General features: G+C 59.6%; 17 protein-coding genes. 8 read left to right on the forward strand and 9 right to left on the reverse strand.

Annotated elements, in window-relative coordinates:
* Positions 1-62 precede the first annotated feature (62 nt).
* From HX790_RS20040 to HX790_RS20060, 5 genes are all read right to left on the reverse strand, one after another.
* A complete protein-coding gene (locus HX790_RS20040) occupies positions 63-3,689 on the reverse strand; it encodes a transporter substrate-binding domain-containing protein (protein WP_099547669.1) in 3,627 nt (1,208 codons plus the stop codon).
* 6 nt (positions 3,690-3,695) lie between these two features.
* Positions 3,696-4,340, reverse strand: a complete 645-nt coding sequence (locus HX790_RS20045) for a response regulator transcription factor (RefSeq protein ID WP_026013841.1) — start codon at positions 4,338-4,340, stop codon at positions 3,696-3,698.
* 262 nt (positions 4,341-4,602) lie between these two features.
* The gene (locus HX790_RS20050) at positions 4,603-5,319 is read right to left on the reverse strand and encodes an MgtC/SapB family protein (protein WP_017138996.1); all 717 of its coding nucleotides are present in this window, start codon (positions 5,317-5,319) and stop codon (positions 4,603-4,605) included.
* Between the two features lie 574 nt (positions 5,320-5,893).
* Positions 5,894-6,475 (reverse strand): GNAT family N-acetyltransferase, encoded by a 582-nt coding sequence (locus HX790_RS20055; RefSeq protein ID WP_017138995.1) that lies wholly within the window; start codon positions 6,473-6,475, stop codon positions 5,894-5,896.
* Between the two features lie 13 nt (positions 6,476-6,488).
* Positions 6,489-6,833, reverse strand: a complete 345-nt coding sequence (locus HX790_RS20060) for an FKBP-type peptidyl-prolyl cis-trans isomerase (RefSeq protein ID WP_017138994.1) — start codon at positions 6,831-6,833, stop codon at positions 6,489-6,491.
* A 566-nt stretch (positions 6,834-7,399) separates the two neighbouring features.
* Between HX790_RS20060 and HX790_RS20065 the strand changes: the two genes are divergently transcribed.
* Positions 7,400-7,645 carry a DUF6124 family protein gene (locus HX790_RS20065; RefSeq protein WP_017138993.1) on the forward strand — a complete coding sequence of 82 codons (246 nt, stop codon included), beginning with the start codon at positions 7,400-7,402 and terminating at the stop codon, positions 7,643-7,645.
* A gap of 173 nt (positions 7,646-7,818) precedes the next feature.
* On the opposite strand, the gene HX790_RS20070 is transcribed toward HX790_RS20065, so the two are convergent.
* On the reverse strand, positions 7,819-8,439 hold the full coding sequence (locus tag HX790_RS20070) for a hypothetical protein (protein WP_017138992.1): 621 nt from the start codon (positions 8,437-8,439) through the stop codon (positions 7,819-7,821).
* 123 nt (positions 8,440-8,562) lie between these two features.
* Positions 8,563-9,531 carry a hypothetical protein gene (locus HX790_RS20075; RefSeq protein WP_017138991.1) on the reverse strand — a complete coding sequence of 323 codons (969 nt, stop codon included), beginning with the start codon at positions 9,529-9,531 and terminating at the stop codon, positions 8,563-8,565.
* Positions 9,532-9,702: 171 nt separating this feature from the next.
* Here HX790_RS20075 and HX790_RS20080 point away from each other — a divergent pair, with 171 nt between their 5' ends.
* From HX790_RS20080 to HX790_RS20090, 3 genes are all read left to right on the forward strand, one after another.
* Complete coding sequence (locus HX790_RS20080; RefSeq protein WP_017138990.1) at positions 9,703-11,199, forward strand: PAS domain S-box protein; 1,497 nt, start codon at positions 9,703-9,705, stop codon at positions 11,197-11,199.
* A gap of 132 nt (positions 11,200-11,331) precedes the next feature.
* Positions 11,332-11,583, forward strand: coding sequence for a CsbD family protein (locus HX790_RS20085; protein ID WP_176991998.1), 252 nt, complete (start codon positions 11,332-11,334; stop codon positions 11,581-11,583).
* 14 nt (positions 11,584-11,597) lie between these two features.
* Entirely contained in the window at positions 11,598-11,870 is a 273-nt protein-coding gene (locus tag HX790_RS20090) for a DUF1652 domain-containing protein (RefSeq protein WP_017138988.1), read from the forward strand.
* A gap of 119 nt (positions 11,871-11,989) precedes the next feature.
* On the opposite strand, the gene HX790_RS20095 is transcribed toward HX790_RS20090, so the two are convergent.
* Positions 11,990-12,298, reverse strand: a complete 309-nt coding sequence (locus tag HX790_RS20095) for an RcnB family protein (RefSeq protein ID WP_017138987.1) — start codon at positions 12,296-12,298, stop codon at positions 11,990-11,992.
* 119 nt (positions 12,299-12,417) lie between these two features.
* The gene (locus HX790_RS20100) at positions 12,418-12,876 is read right to left on the reverse strand and encodes a transposase (RefSeq protein WP_099547842.1); all 459 of its coding nucleotides are present in this window, start codon (positions 12,874-12,876) and stop codon (positions 12,418-12,420) included.
* Positions 12,877-13,399: 523 nt separating this feature from the next.
* Here HX790_RS20100 and HX790_RS20105 point away from each other — a divergent pair.
* The 4 genes from HX790_RS20105 (at position 13,400) to HX790_RS20120 (ending at position 18,464) form a co-directional block, all read left to right on the forward strand.
* Positions 13,400-13,957 (forward strand): helix-turn-helix domain-containing protein, encoded by a 558-nt coding sequence (locus HX790_RS20105; RefSeq protein WP_017135024.1) that lies wholly within the window; start codon positions 13,400-13,402, stop codon positions 13,955-13,957.
* Positions 13,958-13,968: 11 nt separating this feature from the next.
* Entirely contained in the window at positions 13,969-15,315 is a 1,347-nt protein-coding gene (locus HX790_RS20110) for a glutamine synthetase family protein (RefSeq protein ID WP_099547663.1), read from the forward strand.
* Between the two features lie 14 nt (positions 15,316-15,329).
* Complete coding sequence (locus HX790_RS20115) at positions 15,330-16,430, forward strand: DNA alkylation repair protein (RefSeq protein ID WP_176991999.1); 1,101 nt, start codon at positions 15,330-15,332, stop codon at positions 16,428-16,430.
* 174 nt (positions 16,431-16,604) lie between these two features.
* The gene (locus HX790_RS20120; protein ID WP_026013520.1) at positions 16,605-18,464 is read left to right on the forward strand and encodes a DUF3857 domain-containing transglutaminase family protein; all 1,860 of its coding nucleotides are present in this window, start codon (positions 16,605-16,607) and stop codon (positions 18,462-18,464) included.
* Positions 18,465-18,553: the final 89 nt, after the last annotated feature.

Raw genomic sequence — 18,553 nt, forward strand, 5'->3', positions numbered from 1 at the left:
CAGGCATGTTCCCCCTTCATGTAGGAGTTCTCCCAAATTCACCGAATGCCCCTCAACTGCAGTCAGGCCTGCTTGCAATAGTCACCCATGCGCTGGTGCAAATCAGCAATTGCCGTGTCAATTGTTGCAACAGCCGCGCCTAATGTGCTGCGCTCCTGTCGCTCACACACCGCCTCCAGCATTTCGCAACTGGCTATCAATGGCTCGGCCTTGACCATTCGCGCCCCACCTTTGACGCGGTGTGCGAGGTCATGCAGCCCACTAAAACTATGCTGACGCGCCAGCAACGCCAGCATCGCGCGGTCTGCCTCCAAACTGTCGAGCAAGGCGCTCAAAAGCTCATTGAGCGCGGCGTGATCGTCTCCCGTGACGACCTTCAAAGCCTTTAAATCAAACCCTGGACCAGCGTCGGGTGACTCAGGGCCGAGCGCATAGACGCTCAGCGCAGAGCGCAAGTCCTCAAGCCCGGCAGGCTTGAACAGGCAACCATCCATGCCCGCCTGCCGGCAGCGCTCGGTTTCTTCCGGCTGGGCATTGGCGGTAAACCCCAGCAGCAGGCAGGCGGGCAAGCCATGCTCACGCTCTTGCGCACGGATTTCACGCGCCAAGGCATAGCCATCCTTGAGGGGCATGTTGCAATCGGTGATTACCACATCCGGCCGCTGGGTTTGCCAGCGTTCCAAGCCCTGGACGCCATCTTCGGCGGTGCTGATGCGATGCCCCAGAAAGCTCAGCTGCCGGGCCAGCAGCAGGCGATTGGCCGGGTAGTCATCCACCACCAGAATGTCCAAAACACGCACGGGACGGGTAGGTTCCGGCGTAGCCGAAACCTCGGCCGCTATTGCTGCTGTGGTGGCCAACGTGAGTGCTACGTCCACCCGTGTCCCCTGCCCCAGCGTACTGCTCAACTGCAGTTTCCCCGCCATCATTTCGCATAGCGTGCGGCTGATCACCAACCCCAGGCCCGAGCCGCTGCGCGCCGACTGCTCGGTATTGCTGCCCTGGATAAACGGGTTGAACAGCCGCTGCTGGTCCTCGGCACTGATGCCTATGCCGGTGTCTTCTACCCACAAGGTGAGGTTCAATTGGCCGGGGTCCGATGCCAACCCACAGCGGCCGCCCAAGCGCACCCGGCCGTGGTCGGTAAACTTGATGGCATTGCTCAGCAGGTTGGACACTACCTGCTTGAATCGCAACGGGTCGATCAACACCGCGCAATCCATCTGCGGATCAAGCTCTACTTGCAGCGCCAGGCCTTTCGCGCGCGCCAACCCTTCGAATACCCGCGCCACCGACTTCAATAGCTCATGCAGGTTGGCCGGTTCAAGGGACAAAGACAAATGGCCGGACTCAATTCGGGCAATATCCAAAATGTCGCCGATCAGGTCCAGCATGCCGTGGGAGGCCACCGAAGCGACTTCCAGGGCGTCACGGTCGGCGCGCCCTTGTTCAGCGTTGGCCAGCGCCAGCTCGATCATGCCGATCACCGCGTTCATGGGGGTGCGAATTTCGTGGCTCATGGTCGCCAGGAACGTGGTCTTGGCACGGTTGGCGGCGTCAGCGTCCTCCTTGGCTTCCTGCAACTGGCCCAGCAGCCGCTGGCGCTCGCTCACATCGACCCAACCGGCAATCATGCCCACGACATTTTCGTCGCCATCACGGTACGGCAGCATCCAGTGGTAAATGGTCAACACCTTGCCCGCAGGCAACCTGAGCACCCGATCATGAATCTGCGGTTCGCCCCGCTCCATCAACCGCAGATAGTCCTCATGGAATGACTGGGCCTGCGGCGGGTTGCCGGTGTCGGTCTCGATCACCGTCTTGCCGATCACCGCTTCAAGCTTGAAGCCAAACACGTCCAGGTAGGCACTGTTGCAGGCCATCAGCCGCCCCTGGCGATCACGCACGTAGATCGGGTGGGGCGTACCGTCGATCAGCACGCCCATAAAGCGCATCTGGTCACTTAACGCGCGTTCGGCCTGAGCACGCTTGCGTATCAGGCTGCGCAGGTAAATCGCCCATCCCAGGGTGATCAGCAGCAATACCGCTGCCAGGCCGAATCCTTGGATAATCGTGCGGCGATGGCGTAGCCAATGGTCTTCGATGATGACATCGGTGCGCCATTGGCTGATCAGTTCATCCATTTCCTGAGGCGGGATGCTCAGCAACGCCTTGTCCAGTATCGAGTACAGCTCCAACTGCCCCCGGTTGACCCCGAACGTCATACGCACAGGTTCAGAGCCGACGGTGCTGGTCACGTGCAAGCGATCGCGGTACTCAAAGGCGATCAGGTAACGCGCATAGATCAGTGAACTGACGGCACCCTCGGCGCTGCCATTGGCCACCAGAGCCATGGCATCCGTAGGATTTTTCGCCTCCACAAACTGGATACCGGGATAGTCGCGATTGATGACGTCACGCAGCGCATTGCCGCTGGGTATTACCAGGCGTTTACCCAGCATATTTTCCAGTGTCATGGTACCAGGCGTGTCGGTACGGGTGACCAGCACCAGTGGATTGGTCAAGTAGGGCCGCGTAAAACGCACCTGGTCAGAGCCTTCGAGGCTGGGCGTGACCACCGCCATCATGTCCGCCCGGCCGGAACGGACCGCCTCTATTTGCTGAGGCATTGAGCCGCCCGGGACCACATCGAACTTCAAGCCGGTGCGCAAGCTGATCCGGGATAGAACGTCTGCACTCAAGCCCTCTGATTGCCCTTGTGCCGTGAAGGATGCCAACGGCAACATCTGGTCGGACGCTACCACCCTCACCCGTGGGTGTTTTTCCAGCCAGCGTTGCTCGCTGGTGCTTAAGCGCAGGCGCTCGGTACCCAGAACACCAAGATTGCCAGCACTCCAACGGCGCAAAATATCCAGCTGCTGGTTAGCCGGAATCGACCTCAGCGCGCTGTTGATGATGCGCAGCAAGCGAATATTGTCCCGGGCCAGCGCGAACGCAAAGGCGTTGGACTCCAAAGTGGAAAAGTCCGCCAGCTGTACATTGTTGAGGTGGTTGCGGTTGATCTGGTAGTGGGCGGTGATGGCGTCTCCGAGGTAGACATCGGCACGGCCAAAGGCCACGGCGCCGATGGCTTCGAAGACCGACGCAAACAGTTCCACATGGGCCTTGGGGTAAAACGCCTCGACCACATCGGGCGGCATATAGTGATAAAGCATCGCCACACGCTTGCCGGCCAGGTCGACACTCAGGGACTGGGTGTCTCCGGTACGGGTGACCAGGATGGGCTGATCATTGGCATAGGAGCGCGAAAGGACGAGTTGCGGGTCCCCCGCTTCAAACCCGTTGGCCGACCCCAAGAAATCGATAGAGCCCTGCTTGAGCGCCTCAATCACTTCATCACGGGTGTCATAGCGGCGCACTTCAACGCTGACGTTGAGCGCCTGGGCAAGCAACTTGGCATAGTCGGCGGTGACGCCTTCCAGTTCATCGTTATTGTTGGTCAGTTCGAAAGGCCCGTAATCGGGCGCAGAAACCCCCATCCACAGCGTGCGGCGCTCACGCAGCCAGTGCCAGTCAGCGTCCCCCAGCACCACGGGCGGGCCATTCTCGTCGAGGCTGGAATGCCCCAGCAACCGCAAGGTGTGGGGCTCATCAAGGGCCGCAGCGAGCAACGGCAGCAGGCTCATCAACACCAGCATGATCAACCGTCGGACCTGGGCAAGGATCATGTCGATTCAGATCAGATGATTACGCTGGGCAAACTTGGCCATGTGCACCACAGACGTCATCCGCAGCTTCTCCTTGAGCCGGGTCTTGTAGGTGCTGATGGTCTTGTGGCTCAGCAGCATATCTGCAGCAATTTTGTTGTTGGTAAAACCCAACGCCAACATCCTCAGCACTGCCAGCTCGCGGTCTGAAAGCGAGTGCACCAGTTCGTGCTCGGTGGTCTGCAAATCATCACGACGCACCGAACTGCTCGGCAGACTGGGGAAGCAGTTGTAGTTGGACATCACCGCCTTAATGGCTTTTTGCAGCTCCTCCAGCTCTCCGGTCTTGGCGACAAACCCCATGGCGCCTGCACGCATGCACCGCGTGGAAAAAAACTCCGGCAGATACGACGTCAGTACCAGAATTTTGCACGGCACACCCAGCGCCTTGACCCGGCTGATCACCTCCAGCCCACCCAGTTTTGGAATGGCCAGGTCGAGAATAATCAAGACTGGACGCTTCTCTCTAACCTTCTGAAGCGCGTCCGCCCCCGTACCGGCTTCCTCGATGTCAGTGAAGCCTTCGCACTTGAGCAAATGCTTGACGGTTGCCCGTATAAACGGATGATCGTCCACAACTAACACGGTCCCACTACTTAGCGCTTTGCTCATATCACTACCCTGAAAAGAATAAGTACCCTTACACATCACACGGGACACCACTACCTGTGAGAAATGACAGTTTCGACCAGCGGTACTGCCGTCACTCAGGTGGTCCGCTTCTATCGAAGTCACATCGAGCACGTATAGCCAAACCGTGACCACCGGCTAGCTGCAAGTGCGCAACCTTAACAACGAAATGACGTATTGACCGAAGGGGCAATCCCAATCAGATGTAGGATTTTTCTTCACAAAAGTAGCCGTTGAGCGCGTGTCAGTCAGTGGTACTCGGGCTCCAGAACGCTTGCACCACCAGTGTCGAGGTGGAAATTCGCGCCACCAGCGCGTCCAGTTCGTCGCCGTCTACCGAGGTCGCGGCCAGGGTGGCCTCGATCTCCACTTCTTCGCTGCCGAACGGCCGCACATCGACGTCGCTGGCCGGGTAGTTGCACCGCGCCAGTTCGGCCTCCAGCAGCACCATCACTGCCTGCTGCTGGCTGCGCTGGGCGATGACATAGAGGATGTTGGTGACCTCCGCCGACACCACGTCCAAAGGCTGACGGTTGATGTTATTGACGATCGGCCGCAGCAAGGTGTTGGCCGCCAGCACAAATAGCGTGCCCAACAGTGCTTCGAGGATCAGGTCAGCCCCCGCACACGCCCCCACCGCTGCCGAAGCCCACAACGTCGCAGCAGTGTTGAGCCCACGCACGTTGCCTTCCTCACGCATGATCACGCCAGCGCCCAAAAAGCCGATGCCCGAGACCACGTACGCAACCACCCGCACCGCGCCTTCCGCGCCACCCAGGCGGTTGGCCATGTCGACGAAGATCGCCGCGCCCACTGCCACCAGCACATTAGTGCGCAAGCCCGCCGTGCGCTGGCGGTACTGGCGTTCGAAACCGATCAAGCCACCGAGGATAAACGCCGCGGTAAGGCTGACCACGGTATCGACTAAAGAGTTGAGGTTGATGTTGTTGATTGCCTGCATAAAAATTCTCCATGACTGCTGCGCATGCCAGAAACCTTAGTGCAGGTACGACCGACTGCACCGTCCCCGTTTAAAGGCACGGTCAGCTTGGCCCGCCCGCCGTAAAAGGCAGGCGCGTCCGTAGCATCCCAAGTGATTTGAGGTGCTGGTCAGCGTCGATGAGAGGGATGCAGGCAGGTGCCAGGACTGGCCGCTGCCGGAATACCGCTTCTCGCTTTTTGAGGCGAGACAACGGCATCAGGAAAAATGCGCGTTACCTTGCCAAGTATGTGCCAGTTACCGAAACCGGCCGACGACTGTCGCTCGAACAAGTACCCACTGAGGGTCTCCGCTATTGATGAAAACGCGCGGAGTTTACGCCGCGTTTTCGAGGGAGTAAACCGTAGGAGAATTTACCATAGGGGTTTAGGTGGATTGTTCAGGGTGAGTTCAGCAACTGTTTTTTGGGTCACGCCGAAGATCAACTGTGGGAGCTGGCTTGCCTGCGATGGCGGTCTGTCTGCTGGAGGTTTATTGCCTGACACTGCGTCATCGCAGGCAAGCCAGCTCCCACAAGGAGTGTGCACGTCCGCTATTACGGCATATCGGGCCGATCCCGCTCAACCCGTTTCAAGTACTCGTCCATCTGCCCACCTGCCAGCGGCTTGACCTGAATAGACACCCTGTTGACCTGCCGTCCCATCCTGATGCCTTCACGCGTGCGCACCTGCACATACCCAAGCTTGGGCCAGAAGCGCTCGGCCTTGGTATTGCCGACCACCACCGTCAACCGCAGCCACTGGGCACCGTTGCTCACCGCCCACGCTTCAAGATCGGCATGCAATTGTCGCGCGAACCCGGTGCCATGCAGGCGCGTATGCACCAGCAGCAAACCGATATGCCACACGCCGACGGCCAGCAAGTCGGCCGCGATGTTTACGACGGCGGCCAGTTGGTCCTGCGTATCGCGATAACCCAGCCAGTACATCCGGCTGCAACGCCAACCTGCCGGCAACTGACCCTGTAACTCTTCGTGCGCTTCGGTCGGTGTGGCCGGTTCACCATTGACCGCGATGAAATATTCGGGTGCCTGGTCAAAAAAACACTGCAGTTCGGCCGCGTCGCCGTCGTGCAGTTCAACCACTCGAATACCTTCGAGTGCGCAATCAACCTCCATGTTTACTTCTCCTTCAATCGTCGCGCGTCAGCACTTCCAGCAACTCGATTTCAAAGCGCAGATTGCTGTTGGGCGTGATATGCGCGCCCATCGAACGCTCGCCATAGGCCAGGTGCGCCGGCACAAACAGTGTGCGCACGCCACCCACCTGCATGCCCATCAAGCCCTGGTCCCAGCCCTTGATTACGCGCCCGGTGCCGATCACGCACTGGAACGGCTTGCCGCGCTCCCAGGACGAATCGAACACGGTGCCGTCTTCGAGGGTGCCGGTGTATTGGGTGGTGATCAGCGCCCCCTTGACCACGGCTTTGCCGGTGCCCAGGCGGGTGTCGGTGATCTGGAGTTCATCGTTGCTCATGGGGCTCTCGTTGGATGAGTTAAGACTGGGTTTTCCCAGAATAAAATGAGCTTGGCAAGTGCGCCCTCGCCACACCCTTATGCCGAGCGTTCCCGCGCTCTGCGTGGGAATGCCGCCTGTGACGCTCCGCGTCACCCTTGTGCAAGGCTTGAGCCTTACGCTGGCAGCCGGACGCGGAGCGTCTCTGGATGCATTACCACGCGGAGCGTGGGAACGATCAAAAAGGCGGAATTAGCGATATTTCCCTTTAATTTGCAGGACGTTTCCGAGAGAATCCCGAGCGCTTGCGCCGCTCAACTTACATGGCTAGTCTGCGTCGGTCACTGCAATTCAGTGATTCGGGGTTTGGTAGACCACGAGTGATTAGGCGCTAAGCGCCCCCTTCTGCAAGGCGCTTTTTTTCGGCCCTGCGTTATGGCGGCCGTGCGTTATGGCGGCCGTGCGTAGGGCACCTTCGGGTGCACCGGGTCCTAATCACCGGTCTACCAATCTGCGCACGGTCACCACCCTAAAGTCGTTTGGTAGCGATGGTGGTGACATTCCAGCTTTGGTTAGGAGTTGAAACCATGGACAAATTAGTCCCTGCACCACCCGCATCAGAACCGCACTTCTTCACCACCACCCAAGATCTTAGCTTTGAAGACGCCCTGGCACATGCCAGCAGCGTACTCCGTTGCGCAGCTGTCGCGGCGCAGACGGCGAGTGATCATCTGGCCGGTGATACACGCGCCTTGGTGATCTCGGTATTGCACTTGGTGGACATGGCCAGTGTGATGGTCGACCGATCATTGGAGTGCATGCAGCCACACTGAGTAACTCTTGTGGCAAGTGACCTCTGATCGTTCCCACGCTCTGCGTGGGAATGCCGTCTGTGACGCTCCGCGTCACCCTTGTGCAAGGCTTGAGCCTTACGCTGGCAGCCGGGCGCGGAGCGTCTCTGGATGCATTACCACGTGGAGCGTGGGAGCGATCAGCCGAGCGTTCATTACAACCAATGCCAGAACCGGCTCCAGAAACCCCGGCCCAAATCATCCTTACAGCGCGCATATTGCGCCGCGTACATCTGCGAGCGCGCCTGCACCTTGCTCGCCACCGGCGGCAGCCAGGCTTTGGCCGCATAGGTACGCTGGCGATAGCCGCCCCAGCCTTCGTGGTAGTTCAGGTATTGGCCGTAGGCGTCGTATTTGTACACGCCGTTGATGGTGTAGGTCTTGTCCATGTACCAACCCACAAAGTCGATGGAGTCATCGAAATCCTGACGGCTCGCACCGCTGCGGCCGGTGCTCTTGCGGTAGTCGTTCCACACTTCATCCTTGGCCTGGGAATAGCCTTCGGCGGTGGACACGCGCCCCCAGGGGATGATCCATAGCAGGTATTTGCGTGGTGTCTTGGCATCCTGGCGGAAGCCCGACTCTTGATACATGATCGCGAACGGCACCTGGATCGGCACGCCCCAGCGCTTTTGCGTGACCTTGGCGGCGTCGTACCAGTCATCTTTTTCACGGAAGATGCCGCAGATGTCGTTTGGCGTGCGTGGCGGCGAAGTACCGCACGCCGCCAACAGGGAGGTGAGTAATAACAGTCCGACAGCTTTGCCTGCGCTCAAGGGGCACCTTTGCGTGATACACGTAAAAGGCCGGTATTTTACGCATTCATTCGAGCGCAGGGGGTAGCGAGTTCACTCCATAACCAGCTTCCACAGGCGGCATCCATGCCGCACATGCTCAGCTTAAGCCAACGGCACGCGACGCGTGGTCAGCGCGGTACGACCCACAAAGAAGCTCAAGGCTGCACCCAGCAGCAACATGGCCAAGGTGCTCCATGCAGCGCGGGACAGCTGCTTAGCCGCTACTTCACCGGCTTCACGGGCTTTCTGTTCGGCTTGCTGTTTCAGCTCATCGACCTTCTGCATGGCTTGCTGATAAGCCTGGGCATAGTTGTCGACGATCTGCGTGGCTTCGGCTTTGCTCTTGCCGGTACGGGCGGCCACGATGTTGACCAGCGCGTCTTTGTCCGCAGCATTCAACGCAGGCTCGCCGGAGGCTTTGACGCGTTCGAACCACTGCTTCAACTCATCACCGGCCTGGGCAGGGTTGGTCGCGGCGTCCTTGGCCGATTGCTTGCCGTCGGCGGCGGCCTGGTCGGTTTTCTGCTCGACGTTGGCAGGGTCCAGCTCAGGCTTGCCGCTTTGCTTGAGCAAGGTGTCGAGTTGGCCTTGCAGGCTGTTCCAGTCCAGTTGGATACCCTGCTCGTTCAACTGCTGCTTGATGCTGTTGCCGATCCCAGGCGCAGCAGCGGCGATACCACTGCCGGCGGCGGACAAGCCTTTGCCTACTACGTTACCGGCGGTGCCGACCACGCTGGCGGCCAGGCCAGCCAGCAGCCAGGTGGTGAGCAAGGTGGTGAAGGTCCAGGTCAATACGCCGTGCAAGCCGCCACGGTCCGGTGCAGTGCGCCCGGCCACAAAGGCGCCGAGGCCGACAGCCACCAGGGTGGAGACAAACAGCCAGATCCCGGCGCCGGTGCCGAAGCCGCTCAGGGGGTTGCCCGCTTCCATCGGGTTGACGGCACTGGCGCCGATGGCCGTGCCGAGCACGCTGAGTACCAGGTAGGTCACCAGGGCAATTGCACTACCGGCCAGCACAGAGCTCCAGGACACGCGAAACGGTGAACGGTTGGTTTCATAGACAGTTGTCATGATTAATCCTTTGAGTGGTTGACCGTATCAGTCTGGCGAGACCGCTGCCGGTCGTCCCCGCTCAAATGCACCAGAGCATCTGGTGCATTCGCACCCCTCAACGGGCACTCTGTGTGCACTATCCTGATGCCTGGGTGTCGTACCCTTCATGCGCCCATCCCCGGAGAGACCATGACCCAGGACGTTCTTGCCAAAGAAACCAACCGCCGCCAATTGCAGCAGATCATCTCCGGGTTATCGGACGGTGTGATCCTGGCCGAAGTCGACCAGACCATTCTGTGGGCCAACGAAGCCGCGCTGGCCATGCACGGGGTCAGTGAGGTCGAGCAGCTCGGCGCCAATACCGAGCAATACGCCAAGCGCTTCGCCTTGCGCTATCGCAACAACCACCCCTTGCCGCTGGACAGCTACCCGCTCAGCCGAATCGCAGCCGGTGAAGAATTCAGCGATGTGGTGGTGGAAGTCACCCCCGTTGACGACGAGGACCGCAGTTGGGTGCATCGCTTGCGCAGCCTGGTGCTGACGGACGCCCACGGTGAACCGGAACTGCTGGTGCTGATCCTCAGCGACGCCACCGAGTGGGCCAGCGCCGAGCAGCGCTTCGAAAAAACCTTCAACGCCAACCCGGCACCCGCGGTGATCTGCCGCCTCAGCGACCTGCGCTACATCAAGGTTAACCAGGGTTTCCTGGAGATGACCGGTTACAACCGCGATCAGGTCATCGGCAAATCCGTCTATGAACTGGATGTACTGGAACACGCCGATCGCAAGGACCTGGCCATTCAGCGCCTGAGCGAAGGTGCGACCATCCCGCAGATGCAGGCTGAACTGCGCCTGCCCGAGGGCGGCAGCAAACTGGTGATTGTCGCCGGCCAGCCGTTGGACATGAACGAGGAAGACTGCATGCTGTTTTCCTTTACCGACCTGGAGCCAAGGCGCAAGGCAGAAATCGCCCTGCGCCAGAGCGAAGAACGGTTCGCCAAATCCTTTCGCCTCACGCCGGTGCCGACCCTGGTGTGCAACGCCGCCAACCGGCAAGTGGTGGACATCAACGAAGCGTTCATGAACATCACCGGTTACATCAGCGAAGAGCTGATCGGCAAGAACGTTGAGGACATCAACTTCATCGACAGCGCCCCTGCTGGAGCGCAGTTGTTCGCCACCCTGGAAAAAGCCGGCAACCTCGAAGGCCAGGACCTCAAGGTGCGCAAGAAAGGCAACGAGGTGATCGACTGCGTGGTCTCCGCCGACACAGTGATTATCGAGGACGTGCCCTGCTACCTGTTGGTGCTGATGAACATCACCGAACGCAAACGCTCGGAGCTGGAGCTGGTGGCGGCCATTGAGGAGGTGATGCAAGACGCCTCCTGGTTCAGCCAGACCCTGATCGAGAAACTGGCCAACGCCAAGAGCGTCAACAGCCCCAACCTGCCGAACGTAGCCTTCACCGACCTTACCGCCCGTGAGCGTGATGTGCTGGGTTTGATCTGCGAAGGCCTGGCCGACAAGGAAATTGCCTCGCGCCTGAAGCTTGCGCCCAACACGGTGCGTAATCATGTGGCCACGGTGTACTCCAAACTCGGTGTGCACAGCCGCAGCGCGGCCATTGTATGGGCCAGGGAGCGCGGCTTGTTTGCCGGCGAACTGCGCGTCAAAAGCAAACCATAGAGTGCAAATGCACTAGTGCGACCAGTGCAAATTCGCCTTATTGCGCTGGCGTACGCTGCTTAACCTTGAAGGGTGGGCACAGGGCCTTTGGTCCCGTGCCGTAATGGTTTGATCTCTTCCAAGGAAAGCACGATGAAAAGCGAACAAGTCAAAGGCGCCGTAGAGAAGGTTGCCGGCAAGGCCCAGGGTTTTATCGGCGACCTCACCGGCGATGAACAATTGCAGGCTGAAGGTGTGGCGCGTCAGGCCGCAGGTCAACTGCAGCAAACGTACGGCGACGCGCTGGACACTGTCAGTGATTTTGCCAAAAACAAACCCCTGACTACCGTGGCGGTCGTCGCCGGTATCGGCCTGCTCGTGGGTCTGTTGCTGCGTCGTCGTTGAGGAGGCAGAGGCCCATGTTTACCCTCTCTCAATTGCGCAACTGCATCGAAGAAGGTTTGTCACCGCTGACCTGCGAGTTCACCCTGTGCCGGGACGCGTCCCTGACCCTCAAGGTCTACGACGCCGAAACCGGCCGTGTTGATCTGGTGGTGACAGGCATCAGCACCAACCGGCTGCAAACCGCGCAAGAAGTGGCCAAGATGGTTGAAGAGTTGCGCTACGAACTGCAAAGCAACAACGTCGGCAAGCTCACACTGGATGATCTGCCTTCAACGACGGCCCAATGAAAATGAAGGCAGGCTTATATCCAGGTCGACCTGGGTGACGCCGAGGCCGAAGTGATGGGTGAGGTAACACGACCGGTGTGGCCGGTTACCTTAACGCAAGAGCGAGGAAAACAGACCGATCACCGCTTGACGGGGGTGATCTCAAGAATGGTGCCGTTGGTGGTTTTGAGCAGCACAAACTTGTCACCCACCCGCGCCCATTGGCTGTCTGCCTCAGGCTGCTTGAGGCCGCGTTTTTTCCAGTCGCTGACCGCCGATTCCTTGCGCATCAGGATATCCGGGGCGCGATCACCTTCTTTCAGATCCCGCGTATTGATGCTGGAAGGCTGCACGGTTTCCTGGGGTGTATCACCGGCCTGCACGACAAAGCTGACGGTGGACAGGCCAGCGGTGAGCAGCAGGCAAGCGGCTAGGGTCTTGGACTTCATGGGTGCTCCTTCAATGATTGATGCGTACCCAGGTTCCGACCGCAGGCGCATGGAATCATTCAAGTTTGCACCCTTCCTGTGGCAAGGGAGCTTGCTCCCTCGCCACAAGGGCGCCGGGTCTATAACCAGGCTGCGTCCCAGAGCGGATAATCGCCGATATGTTCAGCCAACCCAGCGCGCAATGGGTTGCCAATTATGTAGCGTGCGATCTTTATAAGATCCTCCTCAGCGCGCGCTGCGCGATCATGGTACCCGCACTGCCAGAACGCGCCCCGTGCATGACAGGCTCGATTGATGGTCAATGTGCTGCGCGACTTCACCCTTTTCATCACTTGCGGCAACGATGCGGCTCTGAGTTCAAATAGCCAATGGAAATGGTCTGGCATGATGACCCAAGCCAAAGAGTTAACCATCTCAAGGTCATGAGCCTGTTTGAACTCTGCCACCAACAACCGCCCCAAGCGAAAATTGGCAAACACCGGGCGGCGCTGATAGACCACAGCAGTTACCAAGTAAGCCCGACCCGCCTCTGAATAACGGCCACGTCGCAATAGGTGAGAATTGGGTTTCTGAAGCAATCCTTTGCTCTCCGATTGAATGAATGATCCATTCACCCTAGCAAGCCACAGCAATACCTCCGTTCAATTCAGTTTCCCAATATGTCACGCCCCTCCACTGTGGCGAGGGAGCTTGCTCCCGCTGGGCTGCGCAGCGGCCCTAAAAAGGCTGGCCGAGTAACACCTGAACGAACGCAGTGGATCGATTGGGGCCGCTTCGCGGCCCAGCGGGAGCAAGCTCCCTCGCCACAAAAGCCTAGGCAGCAGGTGTGCGCTGATAAAACACCCTCCTCCACTGGTCTGGACCATTCAGTTTCCCACTATGTCATGCCCCCCACTGTGGCGAGGGAGCTTGCTCCTGCTGGGCTGCGCAGCAGCCCCAAAAAGGCTGGCCGAGTAATACCTGAACCAACGCAGTGGATCGATTGGGGCCGCTTCGCGGCCCAGCGGGAGCAAGCTCCCTCGCCACAAAAGCTATGCCACACCCATTGCCACCGTGAAATAATCCGTGTAATTTTTCATGAAATTTCTCGACATAAATTTCATGAACCAACAACAAGAACTCGACGCCCTGGCTGTGCTCATCCACGATCTGCGCAAGCACAAGAAACTCACCCTTGCCCAACTCGCGCAAAAAATCGAGCGCTCGGTGGGCTTTTTGTCTCAAGTCGAACGCGGCCTGTCACGCCCTACTGTGGCCGACCTGACTGCCATCAGCCACGCCCTGGATGTGCCCACCACCTACTTCTACAGCCTGCCCAAACCCAAGGCCGTCGACTGGGTCACACGCCCCAACGAGCGGCGCACGGTGTATTACGCCAATGGCATCACCGACATTCTGGTTTCGCCAAGCATGCACGGCGCCTTTTCGATGCTCGACAGCCTGTTGGCGCCCGGCGCCAACAGTGGCGAGCACACCATGAGCGACCGCGCCGAACAGGCCGGTTTTGTACTGGAGGGCGAGTTGACGCTGTGGGTGGAAGGTGAAGCCGATTCGGTCACCCTCGGCCAAGGCGACAGCTTCCACCTGGCCAGTTTTGCCCATTGCCGCTACGCCAACCTGACTGATCTGCCCGCCCGCGTATTGTGGGTTTACAACTAGGAGCAACACCCGTGAAAAGCCAACCCTCCACGTTGCTGGCCGAAGTACGGACCTTTCGCCAGAACCACCCCGAGGTGCGTTACGTCGACCTGATCGCCCTGGACATTCCCGGGCATTTCTACGGCAAGCGCTACCCGGTGGAGATGCTCGAAAAAGTCGCCGCCGGCAGCCCGTTGAAGCTGCCGCAAAATGCCGTGCTGCTGGGCGCCCAGGGCGGGCTGTTCAAAATTGGTGACTATTGCTTCCACGACGGCGACCCGGATGCCAATCGCCGCCTGGTGCCGGGCACGCTCAAGCCGGTGAGCTGGGAAGCGCAACCGCTGGGGCAGATGCTGATCACCTCGGATGGCACTGAAGCGCCCATCGAGTTTGAACCACGTGAAGTCCTGGCCAAGGTGCTGGAGCGCCTGCAGCACAAGGGCATTCACCCGGTGGTGGCGTTTGAGCTGGAGTTTTACCTGTTCGATAAAAAGCTCGACGACGGCCTGCCGCAATTCGCCCGCGACCCGCTCAGTGATGACGCTGACGACCAGCCCAACCTGCACATCGAGCGGTTGTCGCGCTTCAGCGAAGTGCTCGACGACATGGCGCAAACCGCCCAGGCCCAAGGCATCGACATCACGGTGATCACCGCCGAACTCGGCCCTGGCCAGTTCGAGATCAACTTCGGCCACTGCGACGACGGCCTGCGCGCCGCCGACTGGGCCGCGCTGTTCTGCCGTAGCACGCGTGGCGTGGCACTCAAGCATGGCTACCGCGCCAGCTTTATGGCCAAGCCTTACCTGCAATTTCCCGGCAGCGGCATGCATGTGCATGTCAGCCTGTATGACGGCGCGGGCAATAATTTACTCGCGGCGCACCAGCAGCAACCGCTGCGCCACGCGGTGGCCGGTTGCCTGGAATTGTTGCCGCACTGCATGCCGATTTTCTCGCCCAACCACAACGCCTTCCGCCGCTTGGGTGGCACCGTGAACGCGGCAACGCGTGCCAGCTGGGGCTTTGAAGACCGCGACGCGTGCGTGCGTATTCCCGATTCCGACCCGCGCAACCTGCGCATCGAACACCGCCTGGCCAGTGCCGATGCCAACCCCTACCTGGTGCTGGCAGCGATCCTGGCAGGGTTGGAGCATGGCCTTGAAGCCAGGCAAGAACCCATCGCCCCGCTGAATGAGGACCGTAACAGCGGCGCCGACTTCCCCCTGGAAATGCTCGATGCCGTGCGCGCCATGCAGCATCAAGCGGTATTGCGCGATAAGCTGGGCGCCGAATTTATCGACGTGTACTGCGAAAACAAACGCCAGGACCACTTGGCCTTTCAACAAGAGATCAACGCGCGGGAATACCGCTGGTTTCTCTAGCCATGGAATCACCGATGACCGACCAAAGCGCCCCGGCCCTCAAGGAAATCTTCAACGTTGAACGCCTGCAACACATCGCCAGTGAAATGACAGCGGTGTACCCGGCCTTTGATGCAAAAGGGTTTCTAAAGCACGCCAAAGCCGGGCTGGCCGAGTTGTCGGTGATGCAGCGCATGGCGCGGGTCAGTGAGAGCCTGCATGCGGTAATCCCACTGGATTACGCGCAAACCCTCAAGCTGCTGCATGCGCTGGCTCCGCGACTGAACAGTTCATTTGTGTGCCTGTTTCTGCCGCACTACGTGGCCAGTTACGGGCAAAGTGACTTCAAGCGCTCCATGGCCGCGCTCAAATACTTCACCGTATTTGGCTCGGCCGAGTTCGCCATTCGCCCGTTCTTGTTGAACGACTTCGAGCGTACCCTGGCCGTGATGCAGCAGTGGTCGCTGGACGCCAACGAACATGTGCGGCGCCTTGCCAGTGAAGGCTCGCGCCCTCGCCTGCCCTGGTCCTTTCGCTTGGCGGCGGTGCAGGCCAACCCGCAGCTGTGCGCCTCGATCCTGGATAACCTCAAGGCCGACAGCAGCCTGTATGTGCGCAAGTCGGTGGCCAACCACCTCAACGACATCACCAAGGACCACCCGGACTGGGTGCTCAGCCTGATCGAAGGCTGGAACCTGGACAACCCGCACACGGCCTGGATCGCCCGGCACGCCTTGCGCAGCCTGATCAAGCAAGGCAATACCCGCGCACTCACGATCATGGGCGCCGGCGCCAAGGCCGAGGTAAACATTCACCACCTGAAAGTCACACCGGCGGTGATCAACCTGGGCGAGCGGATCAACCTGTCGTTCAGTCTGGAATCCACCGCCACCGCCGCGCAGAAGCTGGTGGTCGACTACGCCATCGACTACGTAAAAAGTGCCGGCCATAGCGCGGCCAAAGTGTTCAAGCTCAAGGCATTTACCCTGGGCGCGGGCGAACATCAGAGCATCCGCCGCGAACAACATATTCGCGAGTTGACCACGCGCAAGCATTACGCAGGCAAGCACTGGGTGCATGTGCTGGTGAACGGCGAAAAGCTCGCCAGTGCCGAATTTGAACTGCTAAAACCCTGACAAAAATCAACCAAAAGGCTCTAGAACGGGCCTTTCAGACACATTAATTGTCAGACAATCCTGGCTTTTGTTGTTGCGATCCATTATCATCCGGCGCCTTCTCACTACCCATCGGGTAGTTGTTCCACTGTGTCACCCGAGGCGCCCATGTACCGTTTGTACCGTTTGTATCGTTTGTATCGTTTTTCGTTTCAAAGACCCTTGCTTGCCCTGAGCCTGGGGCTGGTTTCCCACGGTGTCAGTGCCGCCCTGCAACCCATGGCCGAAGCCCCGCTGGCCAGCGACACCGAGCTGCACTGCCACTTCAACCGCGACGCCAGCACCGACTGCACCACCACCCAGCACTACACCATCCTCAAGCCCAACGGCCGCGAAATGCTCTCGCGCATCGACTTCGATTACTCCGAAGGGGACACCTTTGAAGTGATCAGCGCGCAATCCACCCAACCAGGCGCCAAGCCGGTCGCGCTGGACGCCGCGCAAATCGACACGCGCACCGCGCCCAACCCGGACCAGGGCTTCAGCCGCTACAAGCAAACCTCGCTGGCCTTCCCGAACCTGCGCGTAGGCACGCAAATTCGCTACACCGTGCGCGAACGTCGCGCCGCCAAACCGTTGGTGACCCAGTTTCACTACGCAATCATGTTTGGCCCCAGCGCATTCCGGCGCGACCACGTCAAGGCGCGCTTTACCGCCGAGCGCCCGATCCAGTGGCGCAGTGAGTTGTTCGACGGTTTCAAAGTAACGGCATCTGCCAACGGCAAAACCCTGGACGTGGTGCAAAAAAAACCGACCTATCTCAATTACATCAACGAATCCTCCAGCGCCGCGCTGCAACGCATCCCGCGCCTGGAAGTGGGCAGCGCCCTGGAGCGCCAGGCGTATTTCGGTGATTTCGCCCAGCGTTACAACCAGATCCTCGGCGCCAACCTGCCGGCGCAAGCGGCCGCGGCCGTAGCTGCCGCACGCAACCTGGCGCCGGCACAACAGGTCGAAGCGCTGATGCAGCACATCAACGATCACTACCGCTACCTGGGCGACTGGCGCGCCACCGAGCGCGGTTATGTGCCGTTCAACCTGGCGGAAATCGAGCAGCATGGTTATGGCGACTGCAAAGACCTGGCGATCCTGCTGACCGCAATGCTCAAGGCCAGCGGCATCAAGGCCGAAACCGCCTGGGTCAGCCGTGGCGACGTGGCGTTCTCATTGTTGATCCCCGGCACCAATGCAGCGAACCACGCCATCGTGCGTGCCGAAGTCGATGGCCAGGTCTGGTGGCTCGACCCGACCAACCCGGTGTTCGCACCCGGCCAGACCATGCCCGACATTCAAGACCGCTGGGTGCTGGTCAATGATGCTCAGGGCCAGGTACGCGAAGAACAGACCCCGCTGGAACGCCCGGAAACTACCCTGCGCCTGGACAAAAAAGTGCACTTCGACAAGCAAGGCAATGGCGCCACCCAGGCCACCATCACCTTCAGCCGCCTGCCGCTGATGCAAATGAGCGTCGCCGACCGCCAGCAAGGCACCACCGCCACCGACCAGAACATCTGCGGCAACTTTGGCAACGAAATCAGCGACTGCAAAATCACCCGCCAACCCACCGCCTTCGTGGTGCACGACGGCTACACCGTCAACGCCAGCATGAACGACCAGCGCGCGCTGGAAAAGCTCGCGAACGACTACGTCTACACCGACGAGTCACTCAAAGGCCGTTGGGATGGTTTCATCAACTACCGTCGCCATGATCAACAAGCCGACCTTTACCTGGGCAACCCCGAAACCTACGACTACCGTTTCACGCTGACCGGTGGGCAGATGGAAAAAGCCATCCCCGGCTGCCAGGTGCGTTCGCCCTGGTATGATCTGGATCTGGATGGCAAGCGCACGGATAACGGCCTGCAGTATCACTATCGCCTGAGCCAGAAGATACGCTGGCTGCCCCATGCAGAAGTCGCCAGTGAAGCGTTTGGCAAGATGATTGACGAGGCGCGGGCGTGTGCTGAGCAGGTGCATCAGGTGGTGAAGCTCTGACCCCTAACTGACACAACACAAACCCAATGTGGGAGCTGGCTTGCCTGCGATTGCAGTGTGTCATTCAACAAATAAGTTGACTGACAGGG

The organism is Pseudomonas sp. IPO3747 (assembly GCF_013385245.1).
GTDB classification, from domain to species: Bacteria; Pseudomonadota; Gammaproteobacteria; order Pseudomonadales; family Pseudomonadaceae; genus Aquipseudomonas; species Aquipseudomonas edaphica.